Origin of the sequence: Aeromonas sp. SrichE-2G (assembly GCF_017939565.1) — a bacterium.
GTDB lineage: Bacteria > Pseudomonadota > Gammaproteobacteria > Enterobacterales > Aeromonadaceae > Aeromonas > Aeromonas taiwanensis.
Window position 1 is genome coordinate 50363 of the sequence record NZ_JAGKRG010000014.1, and the last position, 23696, is coordinate 74058.

The following is a 23696-nucleotide window of genomic DNA, read 5'->3' on the forward strand; positions in this document are numbered from 1 at the left end:
TTGTGGCGACCAGTCGAGTGGTCAGGTCAGTCGAGCATACCCAATTCGGCACGGCAATACCGCACTTTTGCGTCGGCATGGCCGCCCACCGGGGAGATCCCTCAGTCGAGGATCTTCAGCTCGTCCCAGATGGCGTCGATCTTCTGCTTCACCGCTTCGTCCTGGACGATGGGCTGACCCCACTCCCGATTGGTCTCCCCCGGCCACTTGTTGGTGGCGTCGAGCCCCATTTTGGAGCCGAGCCCCGACACCGGCGAGGCGAAGTCCAGATAGTCGATCGGGGTGTGCTCGATCAGGGTGGTGTCGCGCGCCGGGTCCATCCGGGTGGTGATGGCCCAGATCACATCCTTCCAGTCCCGGGCGTTGATGTCGTCGTCGCAGACGATCACGAACTTGGTGTACATGAACTGGCGCAGGAAGGACCAGACCCCCAGCATCACCCGCTTGGCGTGGCCCGGGTAGCGTTTCTTGATGGTGACCACCGCCATCCGGTAGGAGCACCCCTCCGGCGGCAGATAGAAGTCCACGATCTCGGGGAACTGCTTCTGCAAGAGCGGCACGAACACCTCGTTCAGCGCCACCCCCAGCACCGCCGGCTCATCGGGCGGACGGCCGGTGTAGGTGCTGTGATAGATGGCATCCCGCCGCTTGGTGATGTGGGTAATGGTGAAGACCGGGAACTCGTCCACCTCGTTGTAGTAACCGGTGTGATCCCCGTAGGGGCCTTCCGGAGCCATCTCGCCCGGCTCCAGATACCCTTCCAGCACGATCTCGGCGCTGGCGGGCACCTCCAGGTCGCAGCTCAGCGCCTTCACCACCTCGGTGCGGCTGCCCCTCAGCAGACCTGCGAAGGCGTATTCGGAGAGGGTATCCGGCACCGGCGTCACCGCGCCGAGTATGGTCGCCGGATCGGCGCCGAGCGCCACCACCACCGGGAAGCGCTCGCCGGGGTGCGCCTCCTGCCACTCGCGAAAATCGATGGCCCCACCGCGGTGATCTAGCCAGCGCATGATGAGCTTGTTCTTGCCGATCTTCTGCTGGCGGTAGATGCCGAGGTTCTGGCGCTTCTTGTAGGGACCGCGGGTAATGGTGAGGCCCCAGGTCACCAGAGGCGCCACGTCCCCCGGCCAGCAGTGCTGGATCGGGATCTGGTCGAGATCCACCGCCTCCCCTTCCAGCACCACCTGCTGGCAGGGGGCGGAAGAGAGGCGCTTGGTCGGCATGTTGAGCACCTGCTTGAAGATGGGCAGCTTCTCCATCAGCTCCTTGAGCCCGCGGGGAGGCTCCGGCTCCTTCAGATAGGAGAGCCAGGTCCCCACCTGACGCAGGGCGCCGACGTTGGGCTGCCCCATCCCCATGGCAACCCGATCCGGCGTGCCAAACAGGTTCGTCAGCACCGGCATGGTGTAGCCCTTGGGGTTTTCGAACAGCAGGGCCGGGCCACCCGCACGCAGGGTACGGTCGCTGATCTCGGTCATCTCCAGATAGGGGTCTATCTCGCGACTGATGCGCCTGAGCTGGCCGTTTTGTTCCAACTGCGCGATGAAATCACGCAAGTCCTTGTATTTCATGCAGGTACCCTAGCGGGATCAGGAGGTCCCGCATTATAACCCTGGCCGCGTATCCGGTGTACCCGTATCGGACATCATGACGGACGAGGCGTGACGCCGCTCCTGCCGGGTGAGCCTGTCCGCCAGTTGTCCCAGCAGCCTGGGCTCGTCCATCTCCAGCAGCAAGCCGGCCACCAGCCCCCCATATTGATGCTTGCCGAGCTCTGCCAGCAGGTATTGCTGGGCCCCTTCCGGCAGCGGCGACAGCCGGCTGAGCTGGCGCAGGGCGGGTACCATCAGGCGCTCGTTGCGGCTGGCGGCGATCAGCAGATCGCTCGCCTCCTGGCCTGTGTAGAAGCGTGGAATGGCGTGCAACGCCGCCAGGCTGTCGTGATCCACGGGCTGGCGCCACAACTTGAGGTAGAGCGCCGTGTCCCCGGTCTGCTCGATGAGGTGCAGCAGCAGCTGGTTGTCCGGCAGGAAGAGGTTGAGGGTGGCGAGCCGACCCGCCTCGCGCCGCAGCACGACCGGGGGCTGCCCATCGAGCACGGCCAGCAGCGCCTCCTGCTGCTGGGGCAGGTCCGGATTACTGCTGTAGTAGATCTGCTTGAAGTCGAAGCGATCCTGTTCCAGCAGCTGGCGGTAGTTGCCCTGCCAGGCCAGCTGCTGCCAGTGCTGCAGCACCAGCCTGGCCTCGGCCGCAAAGTCGTAGGCGGGCAGCTGGACCAGGAAGCCGTCCACCTTCCCCTCCACCAGCCATTGCGGCGCCTTGGCGGCCTGCGCCCGCACCCAGGCCTGCAGCGCCGGGCTGGGAGCGGATGCCGACTTGAGATCGCTCAGCAGCTGGAACAGCAGGTACTCCCGCTGCCCCACGGACAGCGTCTCCAGCAGCGAATCCATGGCATCAAACTGCCCCTGTGCCAGCCGGCTGTCCAGGTATTCACGGTGACCCTGCAGCCCCTCGTCTGCCACCAGCGGCCCCTGCAGCTGCGGCGGCGTGTCGGCGTAGACGGGAGCGGCCAGCAGCCAGCCAATCCATATGAGTAACACTAGCTTCATGACGTCCCTGTCCTTGTGACATCTAGGCTCACATACTACTAAGCCAGCCGTGAAATAGATAAACAAAAACCGCGACCTGAGCCGCGGTTTTGTCATGCCAAGAGGCAGTTACTTCTGCTGACGCTTCATGGAGTCGAAGAACTCGTCGTTGGTCTTGGTCGCAGACAGCTTGTCGATCAGGAACTCGATGCTGTCGATCTCCCCCATGGGGTGGATGATCTTGCGCAGGATCCACATCTTCTGCAGCTCGTCCGGCGCGGTCAGCAGCTCTTCCTTGCGGGTGCCGGAGCGGGTGATATCGATGGCCGGGTAGGTGCGCTTCTCGGCGATCTTGCGCGAGAGGTGCAGCTCCATGTTGCCAGTACCCTTGAACTCTTCGTAGATGACTTCATCCATCTTGGAGCCGGTGTCGATCAGCGCGGTGGCGATGATGGTCAGGCTGCCGCCTTCCTCGACGTTGCGGGCCGCACCGAAGAAACGCTTCGGACGGTGCAGGGCGTTGGCGTCCACACCACCGGTCAGTACCTTGCCGGAGGAGGGGATCACTGTGTTGTAGGCACGGGCCAGACGGGTGATGGAGTCCAGCAGGATCACCACGTCCTTCTTGTGCTCGACCAGGCGCTTGGCCTTCTCGATCACCATTTCGGCGACCTGGACGTGACGGGAAGCAGGTTCGTCGAAGGTAGAGGCAATCACTTCGCCCTTCACCATCCGCTGCATCTCGGTCACTTCTTCCGGACGCTCGTCGATCAGCAGGACGATCAGTTCGCAGTCGGGGTGGTTGTAGGCGATGCTCTGGGCGATGTTCTGCAGCAGCATGGTCTTACCGGCCTTGGGCGGTGCGACGATGAGGCCACGCTGGCCCTTGCCGATGGGAGACGCCAGATCCAGCACGCGGGCGGTGATGTCTTCGGTAGAACCGTTGCCACGCTCCATGCGCAGACGCTCGTTGGCATGCAGGGGGGTCAGGTTCTCGAACAGGATCTTGTTGCGGGAGTTTTCCGGGCGGTCGTAGTTGACGTCGTTGACCTTGAGCAGGGCGAAGTAGCGTTCACCCTCTTTCGGCGGCCGGATCTTGCCGGAGATGGTATCGCCGGTACGCAGGTTGAAGCGACGGATCTGGCTGGGGGAGACATAGATGTCATCCGGGCCAGCGAGGTAAGAGCCGTCTGCACTGCGCAGGAAACCGAAACCATCGGTCAGGATTTCCAGCACACCGTCGCCAAAGATATCCTCGCCACCCTTGGCGTGCGCCTTGAGGATCGCGAAGATGATGTCTTTCTTGTGCGCCCGAGCCAGATTTTCCAACCCCATGGATTCGCCAAGCTGTACCAGCTCGGACACAGGAGTGTTCTTTAGTTCAGTCAGATTCATAGTGGTGAAAGTCTGTAAGCAAGGATTGAAATGAGGAGACAGTCTGCTGGATTGATGCTGATCGGATTTGACTTGCCAGGCTTGTGAAGCAAAGAGTCAGGCAAAAAGGTTAGCAAACGAGCGATAAACTAGCACCAATCGGGATGAGCGTCTAGGTGATAAAACACAAGGAGCGCATTATTGCAATGCGCTCCTTCTTGATTATTACAGGTTACCGTCCAGGAACTCTTTCAGCTGAGTCTTGGACAGGGCGCCGACCTTGGTGGCTGCCACTTCGCCATTCTTGAACAGCAGCAGGGTCGGGATACCGCGAATGCCATACTTGGGCGGAGTGTCGGCGTTATGATCGATGTTCAATTTCGCCACGGTCACGCGACCTTCGTATTCCTGAGCAACCTCGTTCAGGATCGGGGCGATCATCTTGCACGGACCGCACCATTCAGCCCAGAAATCGACCAGAACGGGGCTGTCGGCTTTGATTACATCGGCCTCGAAGCTGGCATCGCTCAGCTGAACAATCTTGTCACTCATCTCCAACTCCAGTCAGTAATTAAGGCTTTATTGATGCTTCAACAAAGGCAATAGTTGCCCTATTTGAAATGATCCTGTTTATTATTGCAAGCCTAACCTGATAACCTACCGCCATGAGCAAAACACATCTAACGACCGAAAAATTCGCCCAAATGGGCCTCGAACCCGAAGTTCTGGCTGGTCTGGAATCAAAGGGATTTCATTATTGCACGCCCATCCAGGCACTCTCCCTGCCCCTGCTGGTAGAAGGTCATGACCTCGCCGGTCAGGCCCAGACGGGGACCGGCAAGACCTTGGCTTTCCTGGCGGCCACCTTCAACTATTTGTTGACCCATCCGCTGACCAAGCCGCGCCTCATCAATCAGCCCCGCGCCATCATCATGGCCCCGACCCGGGAGCTGGCCGTCCAGATCTACAACGACGCAGAGAGCATGTCAGCCTCTACCGGGCTCAAGCTCGGCCTCGCCTACGGCGGCGAAGGGTACGACAAGCAGCTGGCCGTGCTGGAACAGGGTGTCGACATCCTGATCGGCACCACGGGTCGCATCATCGACTACTTCAAGTCCAAGGTGATCGATCTCGGCAACATCCAGGTCGTGGTGCTGGACGAAGCGGATCGCATGTTCGATCTCGGCTTTATCAAGGACATCCGTTTCCTGTTCCGCCGCATGCCCCCCGCCACCGAGCGTCTGAGCATGCTGTTCTCCGCCACCCTCTCCCTGCGGGTACAGGAGCTGGCCTACGAGCACATGAACCACCCGGAGCATGTGCAGGTCGAGCCGGAACAGATGACAGGCGTGCGGATCAAGGAGGAGCTCTTCTACCCCTCCAACGAAGACAAGATGTTGCTGCTGCTCTCCCTGATGGAAGAGGAGTGGCCGGAGAAAGCCATCGTCTTCGCCAACACCAAGCATGTCTGTGAGGACGTTCACGCCTGGCTGGAAAACGACGGCCACCGCGTCGGCCTGCTGACCGGCGACGTGCCGCAGAAGAAGCGGATGAAGATCCTGGACGAGTTCACCAAGGGCACGCTGGATATCCTGGTTGCCACCGACGTGGCCGCCCGTGGTCTGCACATCCCCGACGTGACCCACGTCTTCAACTACGACCTGCCCGACGATGCCGAGGATTATGTCCACCGCATCGGTCGTACCGGCCGTGCCGGCAGAAGCGGCCACTCCATCAGCCTGGCCTGTGAAGACTATGCCTTCAACCTGCCGGCCATCGAGGAGTACATCCACCACCCCATCCCGGTCAGCAAGTACGACCGCGAGGCACTGCTGGATGACGTGACCGCGCCGAAACGGGTGTTCCGCAACCGTCAGCCGGTGAACCGCAACATGCGGGATCGCCAGGGCGGTGGCAACAGCAACAACCGTCGTCGTCCCCCCCGCAAGAACTGAGGGACAGGCCCAGTTGCACAACTCGCCTCTCTATGCCGCCATCGACCTCGGCTCCAACAGCTTCCATATGCTGGTGGTGCGCGAGGTCGCTGGCGCTCTGCGCACCGTCACCAAGGTCAAGCGCAAGGTTCGCCTCGCCGCCGGCCTGGATGCCGATTTTCGCCTGAACCGCGCCGCCATGGAGCGGGGCTGGGACTGTCTGCGCCTGTTCTCCGAGCAGCTGCAGGACATCCCCTCCGACAACATCCGGGTAGTCGGCACCGCCACACTGCGCCTGGCCACCAACGTAGACGACTTCCTGCAGGAAGCGGAACGGGTTCTCAACCACAGCATCGAGATCATCTCGGGTGAGGAAGAGGCCAAGACCATCTACGAGGGGGTCTCCTGGACCTCGGCGGGGGAAGGCAACCGGCTGGTGATCGACATCGGCGGGGCCAGCACCGAGCTGGTCATCGGCGAGCAGAGCGAGGCGAAGCTGCTCAACAGCCTGCACATGGGCTGCGTCACCTGGCTCAACAACCACTTCGGTGATGGCGAGCTCTCCGAGACCCGCTTCGAGCAGGCCATCGCCGCCGCCAAGGCGGTACTGGAGAAGGTGGCAGAGGATTACCGCGTCCTCGGCTGGCGTACCTGCGTCGGCGCCTCCGGCACCGTTCAGGCGCTGCAGGAGATCATGCTGGCCCAGGGCAAGAGCGAGCGGGTCACCCTGCCGAAGCTGCAGGAGTTGATGGGGCAAGCCATCGCCTGTGGCAGGCTGGATCAGTTGCAGCTCGAAGGGCTGGCCGCCGAGCGGCTGACCGTGTTCCCCTCCGGTCTCGCCATCCTGATCGCCATCTTCGAGACCCTCGGCATCGAGAGCATGACCCTGGCCGGTGGCGCGCTACGCGAGGGGTTGATCTATGGCCTGCTCGGCAACAATCACGACTGTGACGCCAGGGATCGCACCGCCGACAGCCTGATCAGCCGCTATCAGCTGGACAAGGAGCACGCCGAGCGGGTGCGCGACACCGCCATCGAGGCCTTCGCCCAGCTGCAACCGGCCTGGCGCCTCTCCAAGCGCTACGGTCGCCCGATCCTGCGCTACGCAGCCCTGTTGCACGAGATAGGCCTCTGCATCGAATACAAGAAGGCGCCCCAGCACGCCGCCTATATCATCGACAACATCGACATGCCGGGCTTCACCCCTGCACAGAAGAAGCTGTTGTCGGCCCTGCTGTTCAACCAGCGGGACGAGTTCAAGCCGGAGCCGCTGGAGAAGCAGGGCGCCGTCACCGCTCGCCAGGCGATACGGCTGGCCCGCATCCTGCGCATCTCTCTCATCCTCTGCATGCGCCGCACCCAGGGCACAGTGCCCAGATTCCTGCTGCAGGCCGATGAGGATACCCTGACCCTGACCCTGCCCAAGGGCTGGCTGGATGAGCACTACCTGCGCGCCAGCGAACTGCGCCTCGAGGTGGAGCGCCAGCAGAAGATGGGCTGGCCCACCCGCCTGCTCGAAGCTTGAATGGGCGCCCCGCGCCCGTTCTGCTCTCTTTTCCGTCTGTTCCGACAAGCTCCTTCGCACCCACAGCTGGCGCCATTCAAAGCCTCGTCATTGATTTTATTATTTTTTTAATCAATTCCGGTCATGCCGCCTTTCCCGCCCGGCTAGTCAGTGCCAACCACTCGGCTAGAGTTGAATGGTCTCTCCCATAGGAACGGAAACCATGAAACACATACCCCTGATAGCCCTGACCGCCCTGCTGACCGCCTGCGGTGGCGGCGGTGACGGCGACAACAACAGCCAGCCGAATGCCCAGATGTCCCTGGCCTTCTCCGACGCCCCGGTGGACTCGGTCAGCAAGGTCTGCATCGCCGTCTCCAATATCAGCATCAACCCGGTCACGGGGGCGGAGCAGAACTGGACGACTGCCAGTTTCCTGACCTCGGCCCAGGACGATGGCTGCACCCCGATCGGGGAGAGCATCCCCCTCGATGGCAGCGGCCATCCGCTGTTCACCTATATCGATCTGCTGAGCTACCAGGGTTCCGCCAGCCGCCCCCTGCTGGCCAGCCAGAGCGTGGTCCCCGGCGAATACAGCCAGATGCGGTTGCGGGTACTGGACGGGCGAGAAGTGGCCAACCAGTTCCTGGACGGCACCCCCTACTCCTACGTCAAGCAGGATGACGGCGTGATCAAACCGCTGGAGGTGCCCAGCAGCGAGCTCAAGCTGGATGCCTTCACCATCGCCGCCAACGGCCTCAGCGCCTTTACCACCGAATTCGATCTGCGCCACTCCATGGTGCTGCCGGGCCACGAGGAGTACTACAAGCTCAAGCCCAGAGGGGTGCGACTGGTGAACACCACCGAGGTCGCCACCGTCAGGGGAACAGTGTCTGCCGGGCTCTGTGGCGGTCAGCTGACCGACAAGGCGTTCGTCTACTTCTATGACGAGCTGCGCCCGGAGGGCGACAACGCCTATCCCGACATGGCCGACAGCGACAACGGCTTCTATGCCAGCGCCCCCGTGGTGCTGAACAACGGTGTCTTCGGTTACGAGCTGGGCTTCGTGGAGCTGGGGCACTATGACGCCGTGCTGGTCTGCAACGGTGACGAGGATGATCCCGAGCTTGCTGGCGATGCATTGCAGCAAGAGCTGGTAGTGAAAGACCGGATCGTGGCCGCCCCCGCCACCACCATCGACTTCCAGTAAGGGCGATGAGGAGGCGACGGTACCATGAGCGACTACCAACCCATCGCCTGCGACCTCTATGACTGGCTCGAGATCGCCGCCAGCTGGCACCTGCCGGTGACGATCACCGATCGGCATGGCCGCCAATGGACGGACGGGATCCGGACCATAGTGGCCAGGGAGGGGGTCGAGTACTTGCTGCTGACCAGCAACGAGCGCCTGAGCCTGGCCGATCTGGCCACTCTGGATCTGGTCTGGCAGGGTGAGGCAAAGCGGATCCACTTCGCCCCCCTCCTCTGATCCACCGACACAAAAAAGGAGGGCCAACCCTGGGTTGGCCCTCCTTTCTTTTATCCCGCCATGGCGGCTGGCATCAGCTCGCCCCCAGGGCCGCCATCACGTAGACGTCGAAGCGGTTGCTCTTGGTCTCGATGGCCATGCTGGGCTTGTGCTCGTTGAGCCAGCCTGCGTAGTCCGGGCGCTTCACCACCACCCGCTTGTCCGCCATCCTGAGCGCCGCCGGCAGCAGGGCATCGGCGTCCAGATCTGCCCCCACCAGAGACTGGAACACCCGCATCTCCTTCTTCACCAGGGCCGACTTCTGCTTGTGAGGGAACATGGGGTCGAGGTAGATGACCTCGGGCCGCTCGGCCAGCGCCAGCAGGGTCTCCACCGCCGGGCCTTGCCGCAGTTGCATTCGCTCGCGTACCCAGGGGCCTATTTCGGGATCCAGGGCCGCCCGGCTCAGGCCGTCCTGCAGCAGGGCCGCCACCACGGGGCTGCGCTCGATCAGGGTCACCTTGCAGCCGAGGGAGGCCAGCACGAAGGCATCGCGTCCCAGACCGGCGGTGGCATCCACCACGGTCGGCATGGCCCCCGACTTGAGTCCCACCGCCTTGGCGATGGACTGGCCGCGCCCTCCGCCAAACTTGCGACGATGGGCGACAGCCCCTTCCACGAAGTCCACGTAGACGGCCCCCAGCTTGGGTTCGTCCAGCTTGCGCAACTCCAGCCGCGACTCGGTCAGCACCAGGGCAAAGGGGGCGGGAAACTCCACGTCGGCGAGGCGCTGGCGCAGGGCGTCGAGCTCGCCATCGCGGGCGGGGACTTCACTGAAAACCTGAATATGGGGCATAACACGAACTCATCACGGCGCAGAAGCCGGCATGATAGCAGATGCGGGGGGTCAGCTCACCGTGGTCAGGTTCATCCCCTGACGGTTGAGACCCAGATACTCCAACAGATCGTCGAAGGGCAGCGGGCGGCTCAGCAGATATCCCTGGGTAAAGGCACACCCCTTCTGGCAGAGGAAGTTGAGCTGCTCCCGGGTCTCCACTCCCTCGATCACCACCTGCATGCCGAGGTTGTGCACTATGTTGATGATGCCGTCGAGCAGCAGCCTGTCCTGCTCGTTGAAGGGGATGTGGCGCACGAAGGAGCGATCGATCTTCACCAGATCCACCGGGAAGGTGCGCAGATAGTTGAGGGCCGAGTAGCCGGTGCCGAAGTCGTCGATGGCCAGCTTGCAGCCCGCCTCGCGCAGCGCGTCGATCCGCACCCTGTGCTGATCGCTGCTCTCCATCAGCAGGGATTCGGTGATTTCGATGATGATGTCCGCCGGATCCAGGTTGAAGTGGCGTATCACCCTGAGCCACTCGCTCGCCTCCGGATCTATCGTCTGGAACTCCAGGGTGGAGCGGTTGATGGACATCTGCAGATCCGGGAAGCCGGACTGCTGCAACCTGGCCAGATCCCGGCACGACTGCCACAGCACCAGGGCACCCAGCCCCTGGATGAGCCCCGCCTCCTCCGCCAGGGGGATGAAGTCCGCTGGCGAGACCTGGCCCCACCGGGGATGATACCAGCGCACCAGGGCCTCCAGCTTGGCGACCCGGCCGCTGCGGTTGTCCCAGATGGGCTGGTAGGCCATGGTCAGCTGTCCCAGCTTGATGGCCTCCGCCAGATCGCGCTGCATCTGGTGGCGCTGGCTCACCTCTTCCCGCATGGAGGCGTTGTAGGAGCCCAGGGGGCGCCCCTGCCGCTTGGCGACAAACAGGGCCTGCTCCGCGTTGCGCAGCAGCTCGTCACCATCCTCCCCGTCGTGGGGGCACAGGGTGATGCCCATGGTCGCCGTCACATAGAGGTGCTGGTTGGCCAGCATGAAGGGGCGGGCGAAGCCGCCGATCACCTGCTTGGCAAACACCTCGGCCTGGCGCCGGTTGACGATGCCGGGCACCAGGAAGGCAAATTCGTCCCCCCCGATGCGGGCCACCACATCCTCGGTCCGCACCCGGCTCACCAGCCGATCCGACACCTCCCGCAGCAGGGCATCGCCCACATGGTGATCCATGCTGTTGTTGACCGCCTTGAAGTTGTTGAGGTCGAGCACCATCAGGGCGAAACGCTCCCCCCGCTCGCAGAAGCGGGTGAGGCAGCGGCCGAACAGCCAGCGGTTGGGCAGCCCGGTCAGGTTGTCGTAGTTGGCCTGGGTGGCGATCTTCTGCTCCGCCAGCTTGGTCTGGGAAATGTCGCTGAAAATGGCGATGTACTGGCTGATCCTGCCCTCTTCCCGCAGGGCGCTGATCATCAGCTGCTGGGGGTAGAGCTTGCCGTTCTTGCGCTTGTTCCACACCTCGCCGCGCCAGATCCCCACCCGTTTCAGGGCGTGGTACATGTCCGCGTAGAAGGTCTGATCGTGCAGCCCGGACTTGAGCATGCTGGGGCGCTGGCCGCAGGCCTCCTCCTCGCTGTAGCCGGTGATCTTCTCGAATGCCGGGTTCACCGAGATGATGCGGCTGTCACCATCGCACACCAGGATCGCCTCGGAGAGGTTGTCGTAGACCCGGTGGGAGAGCTTGAGCTGCTCGGCATGACGCCGGATAGAATCGATGTTCTCCAGCACCACCATCAGGTAATCGGGCTGCATCCGCTCGTTGCGGATCAGGGTCACCGTGACCCGGCCCCACAGCACGCTACCATTCCGGTGCAGGTAGCGTTTCTCCTGGGTGAAGGCGGGGCACTCCCCCCGGTTCAGCGAGGCGTAGAGCGCAATGCTGGTCTGCCAATCGTCCGGGTGGTTGATCTCGCCGATGGTGAGCTGCTGCAGCTCCTGCTGGCTGTAGCCCAGCATCTTTTCGATGGCCGGATTGGTCCAGAGAATGTTCCCCGCCAGATCGAGCTTGCCGATCCCCACGGGGGCGTGGGACATCATGGTGTCCAGGAAATGGGGGCTGTCCGGTAGTTCAGGCTGGGTCTGACGCTCCTGCTGGTACATCAGCGCCAGCTCGCGGCCGGCGAGCGGGGCCAGCAGACGCAGCAGGCGCATGACCTTGTCCATCCTGGGCATGGCCCGCTTGAACATGACGCTGCACAGCCCCAGGGTCTCCCCTTCGGCGCTCTTGAGCGCGATGCCGGCATAGGCCCGAACCTGACAACGCTCCAGCACGGCGGCATGGGGGAAGAGCTCCAGGGCGCGATCGCTGAACCAGGCCTCTCCCTGCTGCATGGCGATCTCGCCAGGGGTAGCGGCGAGGGGAAAGCTGTAGGAGTTGATATCGAGGGAGGCGGGATAGGCGGCATGCACGGTGAAGAACAGCCCGGCCTGATCCTTGCCCGAAACCAGGACGAAATCGGCCCCGAGCACGTTGGCGATTTCACTCACGAAGGTATCAAAATATCCCCGACCACTCGCATGAGACAGGCTTGAGATGATTTGATAGACAGACTCGAGTGCTCGCCTCATGGCAAGGTTGTTTCTCTCCCGGCAAGGTAGAACCCGACTCTACTGAAGAGGCGGCGACAGTGCAAATATGCACTCCGCAAGATATTAAAAAGCCTTGTAAAAAGGGACCCAAAGGTCCCTTTTTATCTCAAAAATCACGTTTTGATCCCACTATGCCGCAAAAAGTACCTGATTGGCACTCGACATGGCGATGGATGGCAAAGAAAGAGATCCCCGCGGTCCCCTGGTCATCAACCGGCCAGGCACCCGCGGGAAACCCGTCATGCCGCGATGCCGCTGTGGCGCAACAGGGCATCCACCTGGGGCTCGCGACCACGGAAGGCGCGGAACAGCTCCATGGGCTCCCTGGAGCCGCCCTTCTCCAGAATGTGCTTCAGGAAGGCGTGGCCGGTCTCCGGATTGAAGATCCCCTCCTCCTCGAAGCGGGAGAAGGCATCGGCGGAGAGCACCTCGGCCCACTTGTAGCTGTAGTAGCCCGCCGCATAGCCCCCTGCGAAGATGTGGGAGAAGCTGTGCTGGAAACGGTTGAACGCCGGGGGCGTCATCACCGCCACCTGGCTGCGCACCTCGCTCAGCAGCGCCGGGATCTGGTCCGGGTTGGCCGGGTCAAACTCCTGGTGCAGGCGGAAGTCGAACAGGGCGAACTCCAGCTGGCGCAGCATCTGCATCGCCGCCTGGAAGTTGCGGGCCGTCATCATCTTCTCCAGCAGATCCGCAGGCAGCGGCTCCCCGGTCTCGTGATGGCCGGAGATAAAGGCCAGCGCCTCGGACTCCCAGCACCAGTTCTCCAGGAACTGGCTCGGCAGCTCCACCGCATCCCAAGCCACGCCGTTGATGCCGGCCACGCCGGCCACGTCGATCCGGGTCAGCATGTGGTGAATGCCATGGCCGAACTCGTGGAACAGGGTGACCACTTCGTTGTGGGTGAACAGGGCCGGCTTGCCATCCACCGGGCCGTTGAAGTTGCAGGTCAGGTAGGCCACCGGCTTTTGCAGCGACCCGTCCTGACGGTAGCGACGGCCGAGGCAGACATCCATCCAGGCGCCGCCCTGCTTGTGCTCGCGGGCATAGAGATCGAGGTAGAAGCTGCCACGCAGCTCGTCATCGGCATCGAAGATGTCGTAGAAGCGCACGTCCGGGTGCCAGGTGTCGATACCGAGGCGCTCGCGCACCTTCATCCCGAACACCCGCTTGACCACCTCGAACAGCCCCTTCACCACCCGGCCGGCGGGGAAGTAGGGGCGCAGCTGCTCGTCGGAGATGGAGAACTTGTGCTGTTTGAGCTTTTCTGCGTAATAGGCAAGATCCCAGGCCGCCAGTTCGTCCTGACCGTGCTGCTCGGCGGCAAAGGCGCGGATCTCGTCGAGCTCCGCCTTGCCTTGGGGCAGGGACTTGGCCGCCAGGTCGGTGAGGAAGTCCACCACCTGCTCCGGCTTGTCCGCCATCTTGGTGGCCAGCGACAGCTCGGCATAGTTGGCAAAGCCCAGCAGTCGGGCCAGCTCGCGGCGCAGGGCGAGCAGCTCGGTCATGATGGCGGAGTTATCCCACTTGCCGGCATTCGGCCCCTGATCGGAGGCGCGGGTGGTGAAGGCCTCGTACAGCTCGGCCCGCAGGGCGCGATTGTCGGCGTACATCATTACCGGCAGGTAGGAGGGGATGTCCAGGGTGAACAGCCACCCCTCCTTGCCCTTGAGCTCGGCCATCTGACGGGCGGCGGCTTGCGCACTCTCCGGCAGACCTGCCAGCTCGGCTTCGTCGGTCACCAGCTTGCTCCAGCCCTGGGTCGCGTCCAGCACGTTGTTGCTGAAGCGGGAGGCGAGCTCGGAGAGGCGGGACTGAATTTCGCCGTAGCGCTGCTGCGCCTCGGCGGGCAGACCAATGCCGGAGAGGCGGAAGTCGCGCAGGGTATTCTGGATCTCCTTGCGCTGGGCATCGTCCAGGCGCGGGAAGTCGTCGCTCTCGGACAGCGCCAGATAGGCCTGGTAGAGCCCCTCGTGCTGGCCGACATAGGTCTGGAATTCGGAGAGCAGCGGCAGGCAGGCGTCATGAGCCGCGCGCAGCGCCTCGCTGTTCTGCACGGCGTTGAGGTGGCTGACGGGGGACCAGATCCGCGACAGGCGGTCGTTGACCTCTTCCAGCGGCGCGATCAGGCTGTCCCAGGTATGGGGCTCCTTCTGGGCCAGCACATCCTCAATCTTCTGTTTGCAATCGGCGATGGCCTGCGTCACGGCAGGTTGCACCTGATCGGGCTGGATCTGGCTGAAGGGAGGCAGCGAGTCCATTGTCAGCAAAGGGTTAGTCATCTGCGGTACCTCTAAATGCTCTGCAGCCCCTGCCGTCCAGAAGCTTGCTTGGACCATCTAAGATGTAGGCAGAAACCCCATTTATCAAGCCTTTGCAGCCAATAGACGGGCATGTTGCCCACTTTTTGGGATAAGTTGCTCACAAAACAACCTATTCACCTGCCAGAGACGACAATGCCGGCCCGGGGCCGGCATTGTGAGCAGGTTGACGCCACCGCCTCAGCGCTGGGCGTCCTCCTTCAGCCACTGGGCCACGCGCTTGGCGAAGTAGGTGAGGATGCCGTCGGCACCGGCCCGCTTGAAGCAGAGCAGGGACTCCAGGACGCACTCCTTCTCCTTCAGCCAGCCGTTCTGGATCGCCGCCATGTGCATGGCGTACTCGCCGCTCACCTGATAGGCGAAGGTCGGCACCCCGAACTGATCCTTGACCCGGCGGATCACGTCCAGATACGGCATGCCCGGCTTGACCATGACGCTGTCGGCCCCTTCCTGGATGTCCAGCGCCACCTCGTGCAGGGCCTCGTTGCCGTTGGCCGGATCCATCTGATAGGTGGCCTTGTTGCTCTTGCCTAGGTTGCCGGCGGAGCCCACCGCATCGCGGAACGGGCCGTAGTAGTGGGAGGCGTACTTGGCGGAGTAGGCCATGATCTGGACGTTGACGAAGCCGTTCTCCTCCAGGGCAGCACGGATGGCACCGATACGGCCGTCCATCATGTCGGACGGTGCGACTATGTCGGCTCCGGCGGCAGCATGGGAGAGCGCCTGCTTCACCAGGATCTCGGTGGTGATGTCGTTCATCACATAGCCTTCATCGTCGATGATGCCGTCCTGACCGTGGGTGGTGAAGGGGTCGAGCGCTACGTCCGTGATGACCCCCAGCTCCGGGAAGCGGGCCTTGAGGGCGCGGGTCGCCCGCTGGGCCAGGGCATCCGGATTGTAGGCCTCTTCCGCCATCAGGCTCTTTCTCTCCAGCGGCGTCACCGGGAACAGGGCCACCGCCGGCACGCCCAGGGCGACCAGTTCGGCGGCCTCTTCGAGCAGCAGGTCGATGGAGAGGCGATCCACCCCCGGCATGGAGGCGACGGCTTCCCGCTGACCCTCTCCCTCCAGCACGAAGACGGGATAGATGAGATCGTCGACAGTCAGTACGTTCTCGCGCACCAGACGACGGCTGAAATCATGTTTGCGCACCCGGCGCAGACGGCGACCCGGGAAGGCCCCCGGAAGAGTTGTGGCCATGAATCACTCCAAAAGCGGAAGTTGGAAGAATGCGGCGGAGGTGGCCCGGGTATGGGCCAGCAAGGCCTCGGGCGCTTCACCACGGCAGGCCGCCACCACCTGGGCGATGTGCGGCAAGAAAGCGGGTTCGTTGCGTTTGGGCCTGGGTTTCAGATCCCGCGGCACCAGGTAGGGGGCATCCGTCTCTATCATCAGGCGACCGGCCGGAATGCGGGCCACCTGCTCGCGCAGCAGCTGGCCGCGCCGCTCGTCACAGAGCCAGCCGGTCACCCCGATGTGCAGCCCCAGCGCCAGGCACTCGTCGAGCTCGGCGTCGGAGCCGGTGAAGCAGTGCAGCACGGCTCCGGGCAGACGGGGCAGCCAGGGGCGCAGGATCTCGACGAACCTTTCATGGGCATCGCGGCAATGGAGAAACACCGGCATCCCGAGCTCGGCAGCCAGCGCCAGCTGGGCGTCAAACACCGCGTCCTGCACAGGACGGGGGGAGAAGTCGCGGTTGTAGTCCAGGCCACACTCGCCGATGGCCACCACCTGGGGCAGCGCCGCCAGATCGCGCAGGGCGGGCAGGGTCGCCGCGTCGACGCTCCTGGCATCGTGGGGGTGCACTCCGGCGGTGGAGAAACAGTAGCCCGGCCACTGGGTGGCCAGCTCCGCGCTGGCCTGGCTGCCGGCCAGATCCGTGCCGGTCAGGATCAGGGCCTCCACGCCGGCGGCGCGGGCGCGGGTCACCAGCTCGGCTTGCTCGTCAGCAAACTGGCTGCTGGTCAGGTTCACACCTATGTCGATCATGGGGTCAGCGGGTCCGAACAAAAGGAAGACATATCAGGCATTTGAAAACCATCTACTCGATGGGGCCTTACCATACGCCTCGAACGGAGGCATGAAAAGAGGAAGGGAGCCTCAGCTCCCCTCTTCCGATTGTTCCTGCTCCTGCTCGTCTTCTTTCTTCACGTAGAAGCGGGCGAAGAAGAGCCCCAGTTCCCAGAGCGCCCACATGGGGATCGCCAACAGGGTCTGGGAGAACACATCCGGCGGCGTCAGCAGCATGCCGACCACGAATACCCCGACGATGACGTAGGGGCGCTTCTCCTTCAGGCTCTTGGGGGTGGTCACCCCGGTCCAGCACAGCAGTATGGTGGCGACCGGGATCTCGAATGCCACCCCGAACGCGAAGAACAGGGTCAGCACGAAGTCCAGATAGCTGGCAATGTCGGTCGCCACCGTCACCCCGGCGGGGGCAGTGCTGGTGAAGAAGCCGAACACCAGCGGGAACACCACGTAGTAGGCAAACGCCATCCCCGCATAGAAGAGCACGGCGCTGGAGGCGACCAGCGGCATGATGAGCCGTCGCTCGTGCTGGTACAGACCGGGGGCGATGAAGGCCCAGGCCTGATAGAGCAGATAGGGGATCGCGACGAAGAAGGAGACCACCAGGGTCAGCTTGATGGGCGTGATGAAGGGGGTCGCCACATCCGTCGCTATCATGCTGGTGCCTTCCGGCAGCTGGCTGAGCAGCGGCTGTGCGATGAAGTCGTAGATGTCGTTGGAGAAGTAGATCAGCGCGACGAACACCAGCAGGATGGCGCCAACGGAACGCAACAGGCGTGTTCTCAGCTCCACCAGGTGGCTGATGAGGGGTTGCTCGGCCTGACTCATGGCTTCGCCTCCCCTTGCCTGGCATCTGGCTCGGTGCTGCGCACCTCATCCACGGGGGCAGCCTGCTCGGGAGCGGCCACGGCGGCAGCTTGCGGCACCGACGCCTCCTTCACCTCGGCCACGGCCGGGGCGGGGCGGATGGTGTTCTGCTGTTCGTATGGGCGGTTCACCGACTGGGCAGCCGCCTTCAGCTGCTCGATGGACTCCTGCAGCTCGGGGCTCAGGTTGTTCATCTGCAGCTTTTCGGCCTTTTTCAGATCGTTGTGCAGCTCTTGCAACTTGAGCTCCTGTTCCAGCTCGGACTTCACCGAGTTGGCGGTACTGCGGATCAGCCTGATCCAGTGACTGGCGGTCCGGATCGCCACCGGCAACCGCTCGGGCCCCAGCACCACCAGGGCGACGACACCGATGACGATCAGCTCCCAAAAACCGATGTCGAACATGGCTTAGGCCTGATCTTTGTCTTTCTGCTTGGCGGTGTCGGCGCTGTTAGCCGTCTCGTTCAACTGCTTGGTCGGAAACTCGGCGTCCTTCTGCTCGGGCTTGGTGTCGGCCGGCTCATCGGAGAGCGCCTTCTTGAACCCCTTGACCGCCGCACCCAGATCGCCGCCGATGCCGCGCAGCTTCTTGGTCCCGAACAACAGCACGACGATGACTGCGATGATCAACAACTGCCAAATACTGATACCACCCATGACTTTCTCTCCAGGATTGGCGCCCGCTGGCGCACTGTGTTTAATGAGAACGGGTTCGCAGCCAACCCAGCAGCCAGCATAACCCGGCGCCGGCGAGGCTGATTTGTCCCCACTCAATGTGTTGTTTCTGGGTCAGCAAGAATACACCCGCCAATAGCAGGCTGGCTCCAACCCCTAAGAGGTAGCGCGCCTGCCCCTGGCGACGGCTGTGCCGGCGAAAATCGGCGAACATCTGGTCGAAATGGTGCTGCTGATGACGGGCCTGGCGCAGGGTCTCGTAGACCAGCTCAGGCAGCTCCGGCAGCTTCTCCGCCCAGAAGGGAGCCTTCTCCTTGATGGCATTCCACACCGCCTTGGGGCCGACCTGCTCGTGCATCCAGTTTTCCAGATAGGGCTTGGCGGTCTGCCACAGGTCCAGCTGGGGATAGAGCTGGCGCCCCAGCCCTTCCACGTAGAGCAGGGTTTTCTGCAGCAGCACCAGCTGCGGCTGCACCTGCATGTTGAAGCGACGGGCGGTGTTGAACAGGTTGAGCAGCACGTGGCCGAACGAGATCTCGGAGAGCGGCTTCTCGAAGATGGGCTCCAGCACGGTGCGGATGGCAAATTCGAACTCGTCCACCTTGGTATCGGGCGGCACCCAGCCGGACTCCACGTGCAGCTGGGCGACCCGCTGGTAATCGCGGTTGAAGAAGGCGAGGAAGTTCTCCGCCAGGTAGCGCTTGTCTTCCCGGTTCAGGGTACCGACGATGCCGCAGTCGATGCCGATCCAGAGCGGATTCTCGGGGTGCTCGTAAGAGACGAAGATGTTGCCCGGGTGCATGTCGGCGTGGAAGAAGCTGTCGCGGAACACCTGGGTGAAGAAGACCTCCACCCCACGCTCGGCCAGCAGCTTCATGTTGGTGCCGTTGGCCTCCAGCGCGGCGATATCGGAGACGGGAATGCCGTAGATGCGCTCCATCACCAGCACCTGCTCACGGCAGTGATCCGTGTACACCTCGGGCACATAGAGCGCCTCGGAGCCGGTGAAGTTGCGACGCAGCTGGATGGCGTTGGCCGCCTCCCGCATCAGGTTGAGCTCGTCAAGTATGGTCTTGCGGTACTCTTCCACTACCTCGACCGGGCGCAGCCTGGCGCTCTGGGGCACGAAGCGGGCCACCAGACGGGCCAGCGCCTGCATCAGGCGCAGATCGGCCTCGATGACGGGCTCGATGTCTGGGCGGATCACCTTGATGACGATCTCGCGGCCGTTCTCTTTCAGGCGAGCAGTGTGCACCTGGGCGATGGAGGCGGACGCCAGCGGCGTCTCGTCGAAGTCGTCGAACAGGGTCTCGATGGTGCAACCCAGGCTCGCCTCGATCTGGCGGCGGGCGGCCTGCCCACAGAAGGGAGGCACCCTGTCCTGCAGCAGCGCCAGCTCCTCGGCGATGTCCGGCGGCAGCAGATCGCGCCGGGTCGAGAGCATCTGGCCGAACTTGATGAAGATGGGACCGAGGGCCTCGAAGGCGAGGCGAATGCGGGCACCGCGGCTCATGCCTTGCTGCCTGTTCTTGAGCCAGAACAGGCTGCGGCGGGCCAGCCGGCCGGGCCAGGGCTGGTAACGGGCGGGCACCAGCTCGTCGATGCCCTGCTCCAGCAAGATGCTGACGATGCGATAGAGGCGTTTGAACTCCTTCGGGGTCATCAGCTCACCTGTTGCTCGAGGCGGGCCAGACGCAGTTCGACGGCCTTGAGCTGTTGGGCCAGCACCTCGACGTCGTCGTTGAAGCTCGCCACCTCCAGGGGGCCGGGGGCCAGCCTGGCCTCCTCGGTCAGGTACTCCGCCAGCTGCCGCTGACTACGGCACAGCTCGCGTCCCACCAGGCGGCGCGCCTGACGGGCTCCGCTGCACAGGGTGTGGGCCAGCACGTCGCCGGTATAGCGGGACAGCTCCTCTTCCCAGTCGATGTCGAGATCACCCAGCAGGGCGCTGAATGCCTGCACCAGCTGGGGATCGCCGCTCAGGTCCAGCTTCTCCTCACGGATGTAGCGGGTCAGGGCGGAGGGCTCTTTGAGCAGACCGAGGGCGGTCAGGGAGAGGCTGAGCACCGCATCGGCCTCCCCTTCATAGCAGGCCAGCACATCCAGCCGGCGGTCGGAGAAGACAAACCAGAGCGGCTTGAGCTCGCGCAGCTCCAGCTTGAGCACCTTGCCCGCCAGCTTGCGCAGCCGCTCAGGGCTCTGCTTGTCGAGGGTCAGCAACTGGTTGAGGCTGGTTTCGATCACCGCGGTGACCATGGCATCCATCGGCATAGGCGACCTTAAAACTTGTAACCGCGGTGCAGGGCGACCACGCCCTGGGTCAGGTTGTAGAACTCCACCTGCTCGAACCCGACCTTCTCCATCATGCCAGCCAGGGTCTGCTGATCCGGGTGCATGCGGATGGACTCTGCCAAGTACTGGTAGCTTTCACTGTCGTTTGCGACAATTTCGCCCATTTTCGGCAGCAGTTTGAAGGAGTAGAGATCGTAAAGCTTGGCGATCACCTCGCTCTCCGGCTTGGAGAACTCCAGCACCAGCAGGCGACCGCCCGGCTTGAGCACCCGGAACATGGAGGCGAGCGCCTTGTCCTTGTCGGTGACGTTGCGCAGACCGAAGCCGATGGTGATGACGTCGAAGTGGTTGTCCGGGAAGGGGAGCGCCTCGGCGTTGGCCTGCACGTAGGAGACGTTGTTGGCCACCCCCAGGTTGCGCAGCTTGTCGCGGCCCACCTTGAGCATGGAGTCGTTGATGTCTGCCAGCACCACCTGGCCAGTCTCGCCGACGATGCGGGAGAACTTGGCGGTCAGATCCCCGGTGCCACCGGCCAGATCCAGCACCTTCTGGCCCTTGCGGACCCCGGAGCAGTCGATGGTGAAACGCTTCCACAGGCGGTGAATGCCGAACGACATCAGATCGTTCATCAGATCATACTTGGCTGCCACCGAATGGAAGACGCCAGCCACCAGAGTTTCCTTCTCGGTCGCCGCCACGGTTTTATAGCCAAAATGCGTAGTACTAGTCTGTTCCGACATCCCTCAAATACCCATAGAGCAAAGAATGGCCGCCAGTTTACCAGAGCAGCCAGCGTCCGGACACCTCAGAACCTGTTTAGTGCCTGTCGTACAAGGGGAGCAAGGGAAGCAGGGGCCGGGGCGACGGGGTGGGGAGCTGAATCTCAGGTGCCCAGTGTCACTCTCTCATTTGGCACCAGAGAGGTGATGGCGCCTCACAGCCGGCTCACGACCAGCTGAATCCCCAGCACGACCATGGCCAGACAGAGGAACAAATTGAGCCCCACGTTGAGCAGCGCCTTGAGATAGGCCCCCTGCTGGGCCAGCACCACTGTATCCAGGGCGAAGGAGGAGAAGGTGGTCAGCGCCCCCAGAATGCCGACCATCAGCAGCGGCTTCATCGGGTGTTCCACCACCTGGGCATGGGTGATGAGCGCATAGGCTATCCCCATGATGAAGGAGCCCACGACGTTGACCACCAGGGTGCCATAGGGGAAGTGGCGCCCCAGCAGCAAGGCCATCAATTCGGCGATCCCGAAACGAAGGCAGGCACCGAAGGCACCACCGACCGCGACAAATAACCAGGTTTGCATGGAACAGGCTCCAAAGGTATCAGATCTTTATTATGCAAAATGCCGGCTGACGGGGACAGCCGGCAATTAATCGGCGAGTTTGAGGCGGATCAGCGACGAAAATCGACTGGTTCGCTCTGCGCCAGATGCAGGGACGTCTCGGCGGGGCGAGTTTCGGCGATCACCTTGCCATGGCGGATGGAGTAGCGAACTGGCACCTGGCGGCGCACCGCATCGAAGCCGTTGTCCGCTGGCAGGATCAGCAGGTTGGCGGGCTTGCCAGTCTCTATGCCATAGCGATCCTGCACATTCAGGGTTCGGGCGCTGTGCTCCCCGATGAGTTTGAGGCTGTCATTGATCTGCTCGTAGCCCATGATCTGGCAAACATGCAGCCCCATGTGCAGTACCTGCAGCATGTTGCCCGTGCCCATGGGGTACCAGGGATCGAACACGTCGTCGTGGCCAAAACAGACGTTGATGTTCGCCTCCAGCATTTCCTTCACCCGGGTGATGCCCCGGCGCTTGGGATAGGTATCAAAACGCCCCTGCAGGTGGATGTTCACCAGCGGATTGGCGACAAAGTTGATATCAGCCATCCTGAGAAGCCGAAACAGGCGGGAGGCGTAAGCACCGTTGTAGGAGTGCATGGCCGTGGTGTGGCTGGCAGTCACCCGCTGGCCGATACCACGCTCGTAGGCCAGGGTCGCCAGCGTCTCGAGAAAGCGGGACTGCTCATCATCGATTTCATCGCAGTGCACATCGACAAGAACCCCGTATTTTTCTGCAAGATCGAAGACGTAATGCAGACTTTCTACCCCATATTCCCGGGTAAACTCGAAATGGGGAATGGCGCCGATCACGTCGGCTCCGAGCTTGAGCGCCTCCTCCAGCAGTGCCTTGCCGTTGGGGTAGGAGAGGATCCCCTCCTGCGGGAAGGCGACGATCTGCAACTCCACCCACTCCTTCATCTCCTCCCGTACCTCCACCATGGCCTTCAACGCCACCAGGTTGGGATCGGAAACGTCGACATGGGTACGCACGAACTGGATGCCGTTGGCGATCTGCCATTTGAGGGTCTGGATAGCGCGCAGCTTCACATCCTCATGGGTCAGGAGCGCCTTGCGCTCGGCCCAGCGCTCTATTCCTTCGAACAGGGTACCGGAGAGGTTCCAGCTCGGCTCACCCGCCGTCTGGGTGGTATCCAGGTGAATGTGGGGCTCGATAAAGGGCGCCACCGCCAGCCCCCCTTCCCCATCCAGCTCCCGGGTCGAGAGGAGCATCTGGTTCATGGGTGCCATGGTCCGGATCAGGCCATCCTGGCAGAGGATCTGCCACATCCCCTCCCTGTCAGCCAGACGCACATTCTTTATCAGCATGTTCCTTTCCCCTTGAAGAGACAGATAGCCTTTGCTAATCCACAACTTAGCTCGGATCAGTTCAATAGAGAAGGGTTCACCATAAAGGGTTTCAGTAGGGATGAAGCCAGGATTGACCCAGATCGGCAGCGCAGGCTTGTTTCACTACTATCTGGAAAGTCCGGGCATCAGAAAGCTGGCTCTGAACGCCATAGAGAGTCACTGGGAATATAAACACGATGAGCGCCTGGTCGCAGCCATCCAGATAGAGGCCTAGGGGCAGGCCCGTTTCTACCTGGATGTCAGACAGATATCGGCGAAATGAAGAGTCGAGAAAGGCAAAAAAAAAAAGCCTCCCGATAGGGAGGCTTTCTTTTTAATGGTGCTGATACCCAGAATCGAACTGGGGACCTCATCCTTACCAAGGATGCGCTCTACCGACTGAGCCATATCAGCACACTAACCGGTAAAGACCACGCTCAGTGCGCAATCTTGAAATGGGTGCCTGGCAGTGTC

At 62.6% G+C, this 23696-nt stretch carries 22 protein-coding genes and 1 tRNA gene; 5 read left to right on the forward strand and 18 right to left on the reverse strand.

Annotation, left to right across the window (positions count from 1 at the left end; translation table 11 throughout):
* Window positions 1–101: 101 nt before the first annotated feature.
* The 4 genes from ubiD to trxA all read right to left on the reverse strand — a co-directional run bounded on the left by ubiD (window position 102) and on the right by trxA (window position 4514).
* Window positions 102–1571 carry a 4-hydroxy-3-polyprenylbenzoate decarboxylase gene (gene ubiD, locus J9885_RS13780; protein ID WP_210549801.1) on the reverse strand — a complete coding sequence of 490 codons (1470 nt, stop codon included), beginning with the start codon at window positions 1569–1571 and terminating at the stop codon, window positions 102–104.
* Between the two features lie 33 nt (window positions 1572–1604).
* Window positions 1605–2609: a hypothetical protein gene (locus tag J9885_RS13785; RefSeq protein WP_043763924.1), complete on the reverse strand. Its 1005-nt coding sequence runs from the start codon at window positions 2607–2609 to the stop codon at window positions 1605–1607.
* Window positions 2610–2717: 108 nt separating this feature from the next.
* Window positions 2718–3983 (reverse strand): transcription termination factor Rho, encoded by a 1266-nt coding sequence (gene rho / locus J9885_RS13790; RefSeq protein ID WP_042079206.1) that lies wholly within the window; start codon window positions 3981–3983, stop codon window positions 2718–2720.
* Window positions 3984–4187: 204 nt separating this feature from the next.
* Entirely contained in the window at window positions 4188–4514 is a 327-nt protein-coding gene (gene trxA, locus J9885_RS13795) for a thioredoxin TrxA (protein ID WP_042079207.1), read from the reverse strand.
* 113 nt (window positions 4515–4627) lie between these two features.
* On the opposite strand from trxA, the gene rhlB reads away from it, so the two are divergent.
* The 4 genes from rhlB to J9885_RS13815 all read left to right on the forward strand — a co-directional run bounded on the left by rhlB (window position 4628) and on the right by J9885_RS13815 (window position 8889).
* Window positions 4628–5917 (forward strand): ATP-dependent RNA helicase RhlB, encoded by a 1290-nt coding sequence (gene rhlB / locus J9885_RS13800; RefSeq protein ID WP_043763923.1) that lies wholly within the window; start codon window positions 4628–4630, stop codon window positions 5915–5917.
* A gap of 13 nt (window positions 5918–5930) precedes the next feature.
* Window positions 5931–7421, forward strand: coding sequence for a guanosine-5'-triphosphate,3'-diphosphate diphosphatase (gppA, locus tag J9885_RS13805; RefSeq protein WP_210549802.1), 1491 nt, complete (start codon window positions 5931–5933; stop codon window positions 7419–7421).
* Between the two features lie 202 nt (window positions 7422–7623).
* On the forward strand, window positions 7624–8610 hold the full coding sequence (locus J9885_RS13810; RefSeq protein ID WP_043763917.1) for a DUF4382 domain-containing protein: 987 nt from the start codon (window positions 7624–7626) through the stop codon (window positions 8608–8610).
* Between the two features lie 24 nt (window positions 8611–8634).
* Complete coding sequence (locus tag J9885_RS13815; RefSeq protein ID WP_210549803.1) at window positions 8635–8889, forward strand: Rho-binding antiterminator; 255 nt, start codon at window positions 8635–8637, stop codon at window positions 8887–8889.
* A 73-nt stretch (window positions 8890–8962) separates the two neighbouring features.
* On the opposite strand, the gene J9885_RS13820 is transcribed toward J9885_RS13815, so the two are convergent.
* The 13 genes from J9885_RS13820 to J9885_RS13880 form a co-directional block, all read right to left on the reverse strand.
* Window positions 8963–9715, reverse strand: coding sequence for a class I SAM-dependent methyltransferase (locus J9885_RS13820; RefSeq protein ID WP_043763976.1), 753 nt, complete (start codon window positions 9713–9715; stop codon window positions 8963–8965).
* Window positions 9716–9775: 60 nt separating this feature from the next.
* Window positions 9776–12331, reverse strand: coding sequence for an EAL domain-containing protein (locus J9885_RS13825; RefSeq protein ID WP_210549804.1), 2556 nt, complete (start codon window positions 12329–12331; stop codon window positions 9776–9778).
* Window positions 12332–12591: 260 nt separating this feature from the next.
* Window positions 12592–14634 (reverse strand): oligopeptidase A, encoded by a 2043-nt coding sequence (prlC, locus tag J9885_RS13830; protein ID WP_210549805.1) that lies wholly within the window; start codon window positions 14632–14634, stop codon window positions 12592–12594.
* 219 nt (window positions 14635–14853) lie between these two features.
* Entirely contained in the window at window positions 14854–15873 is a 1020-nt protein-coding gene (gene hemB / locus J9885_RS13835) for a porphobilinogen synthase (protein ID WP_210549806.1), read from the reverse strand.
* A 3-nt stretch (window positions 15874–15876) separates the two neighbouring features.
* A complete protein-coding gene (locus J9885_RS13840; RefSeq protein ID WP_210549807.1) occupies window positions 15877–16662 on the reverse strand; it encodes a TatD family hydrolase in 786 nt (261 codons plus the stop codon).
* Window positions 16663–16773: 111 nt separating this feature from the next.
* On the reverse strand, window positions 16774–17529 hold the full coding sequence (gene tatC / locus J9885_RS13845; protein WP_043763907.1) for a twin-arginine translocase subunit TatC: 756 nt from the start codon (window positions 17527–17529) through the stop codon (window positions 16774–16776).
* Window positions 17526–17972, reverse strand: a complete 447-nt coding sequence (gene tatB / locus J9885_RS13850; RefSeq protein ID WP_134696726.1) for a Sec-independent protein translocase protein TatB — start codon at window positions 17970–17972, stop codon at window positions 17526–17528. The genes tatC and tatB overlap by 4 nt, the downstream gene beginning before the upstream one ends.
* Window positions 17973–17975: 3 nt before the next feature.
* Window positions 17976–18224 carry a Sec-independent protein translocase subunit TatA gene (gene tatA, locus J9885_RS13855; RefSeq protein ID WP_210549808.1) on the reverse strand — a complete coding sequence of 83 codons (249 nt, stop codon included), beginning with the start codon at window positions 18222–18224 and terminating at the stop codon, window positions 17976–17978.
* A 40-nt stretch (window positions 18225–18264) separates the two neighbouring features.
* Complete coding sequence (gene ubiB, locus J9885_RS13860) at window positions 18265–19905, reverse strand: ubiquinone biosynthesis regulatory protein kinase UbiB (RefSeq protein WP_043763904.1); 1641 nt, start codon at window positions 19903–19905, stop codon at window positions 18265–18267.
* Window positions 19905–20513: an SCP2 sterol-binding domain-containing protein gene (locus tag J9885_RS13865; protein WP_210549809.1), complete on the reverse strand. Its 609-nt coding sequence runs from the start codon at window positions 20511–20513 to the stop codon at window positions 19905–19907. The genes ubiB and J9885_RS13865 overlap by 1 nt, the downstream gene beginning before the upstream one ends.
* Before the next feature lie 8 nt (window positions 20514–20521).
* Entirely contained in the window at window positions 20522–21274 is a 753-nt protein-coding gene (ubiE, locus tag J9885_RS13870) for a bifunctional demethylmenaquinone methyltransferase/2-methoxy-6-polyprenyl-1,4-benzoquinol methylase UbiE (protein WP_043763902.1), read from the reverse strand.
* Between the two features lie 194 nt (window positions 21275–21468).
* Complete coding sequence (gene crcB / locus J9885_RS13875) at window positions 21469–21846, reverse strand: fluoride efflux transporter CrcB (RefSeq protein WP_043763901.1); 378 nt, start codon at window positions 21844–21846, stop codon at window positions 21469–21471.
* 89 nt (window positions 21847–21935) lie between these two features.
* Complete coding sequence (locus tag J9885_RS13880; protein WP_210549810.1) at window positions 21936–23201, reverse strand: cytosine deaminase; 1266 nt, start codon at window positions 23199–23201, stop codon at window positions 21936–21938.
* A gap of 100 nt (window positions 23202–23301) precedes the next feature.
* Here J9885_RS13880 and J9885_RS13885 point away from each other — a divergent pair, with 100 nt between their 5' ends.
* The gene (locus J9885_RS13885; RefSeq protein ID WP_210549811.1) at window positions 23302–23457 is read left to right on the forward strand and encodes a hypothetical protein; all 156 of its coding nucleotides are present in this window, start codon (window positions 23302–23304) and stop codon (window positions 23455–23457) included.
* A gap of 103 nt (window positions 23458–23560) precedes the next feature.
* On the opposite strand, the gene J9885_RS13890 is transcribed toward J9885_RS13885, so the two are convergent.
* Window positions 23561–23636, reverse strand: a tRNA-Thr gene (locus tag J9885_RS13890).
* Window positions 23637–23696 lie beyond the last annotated feature (60 nt).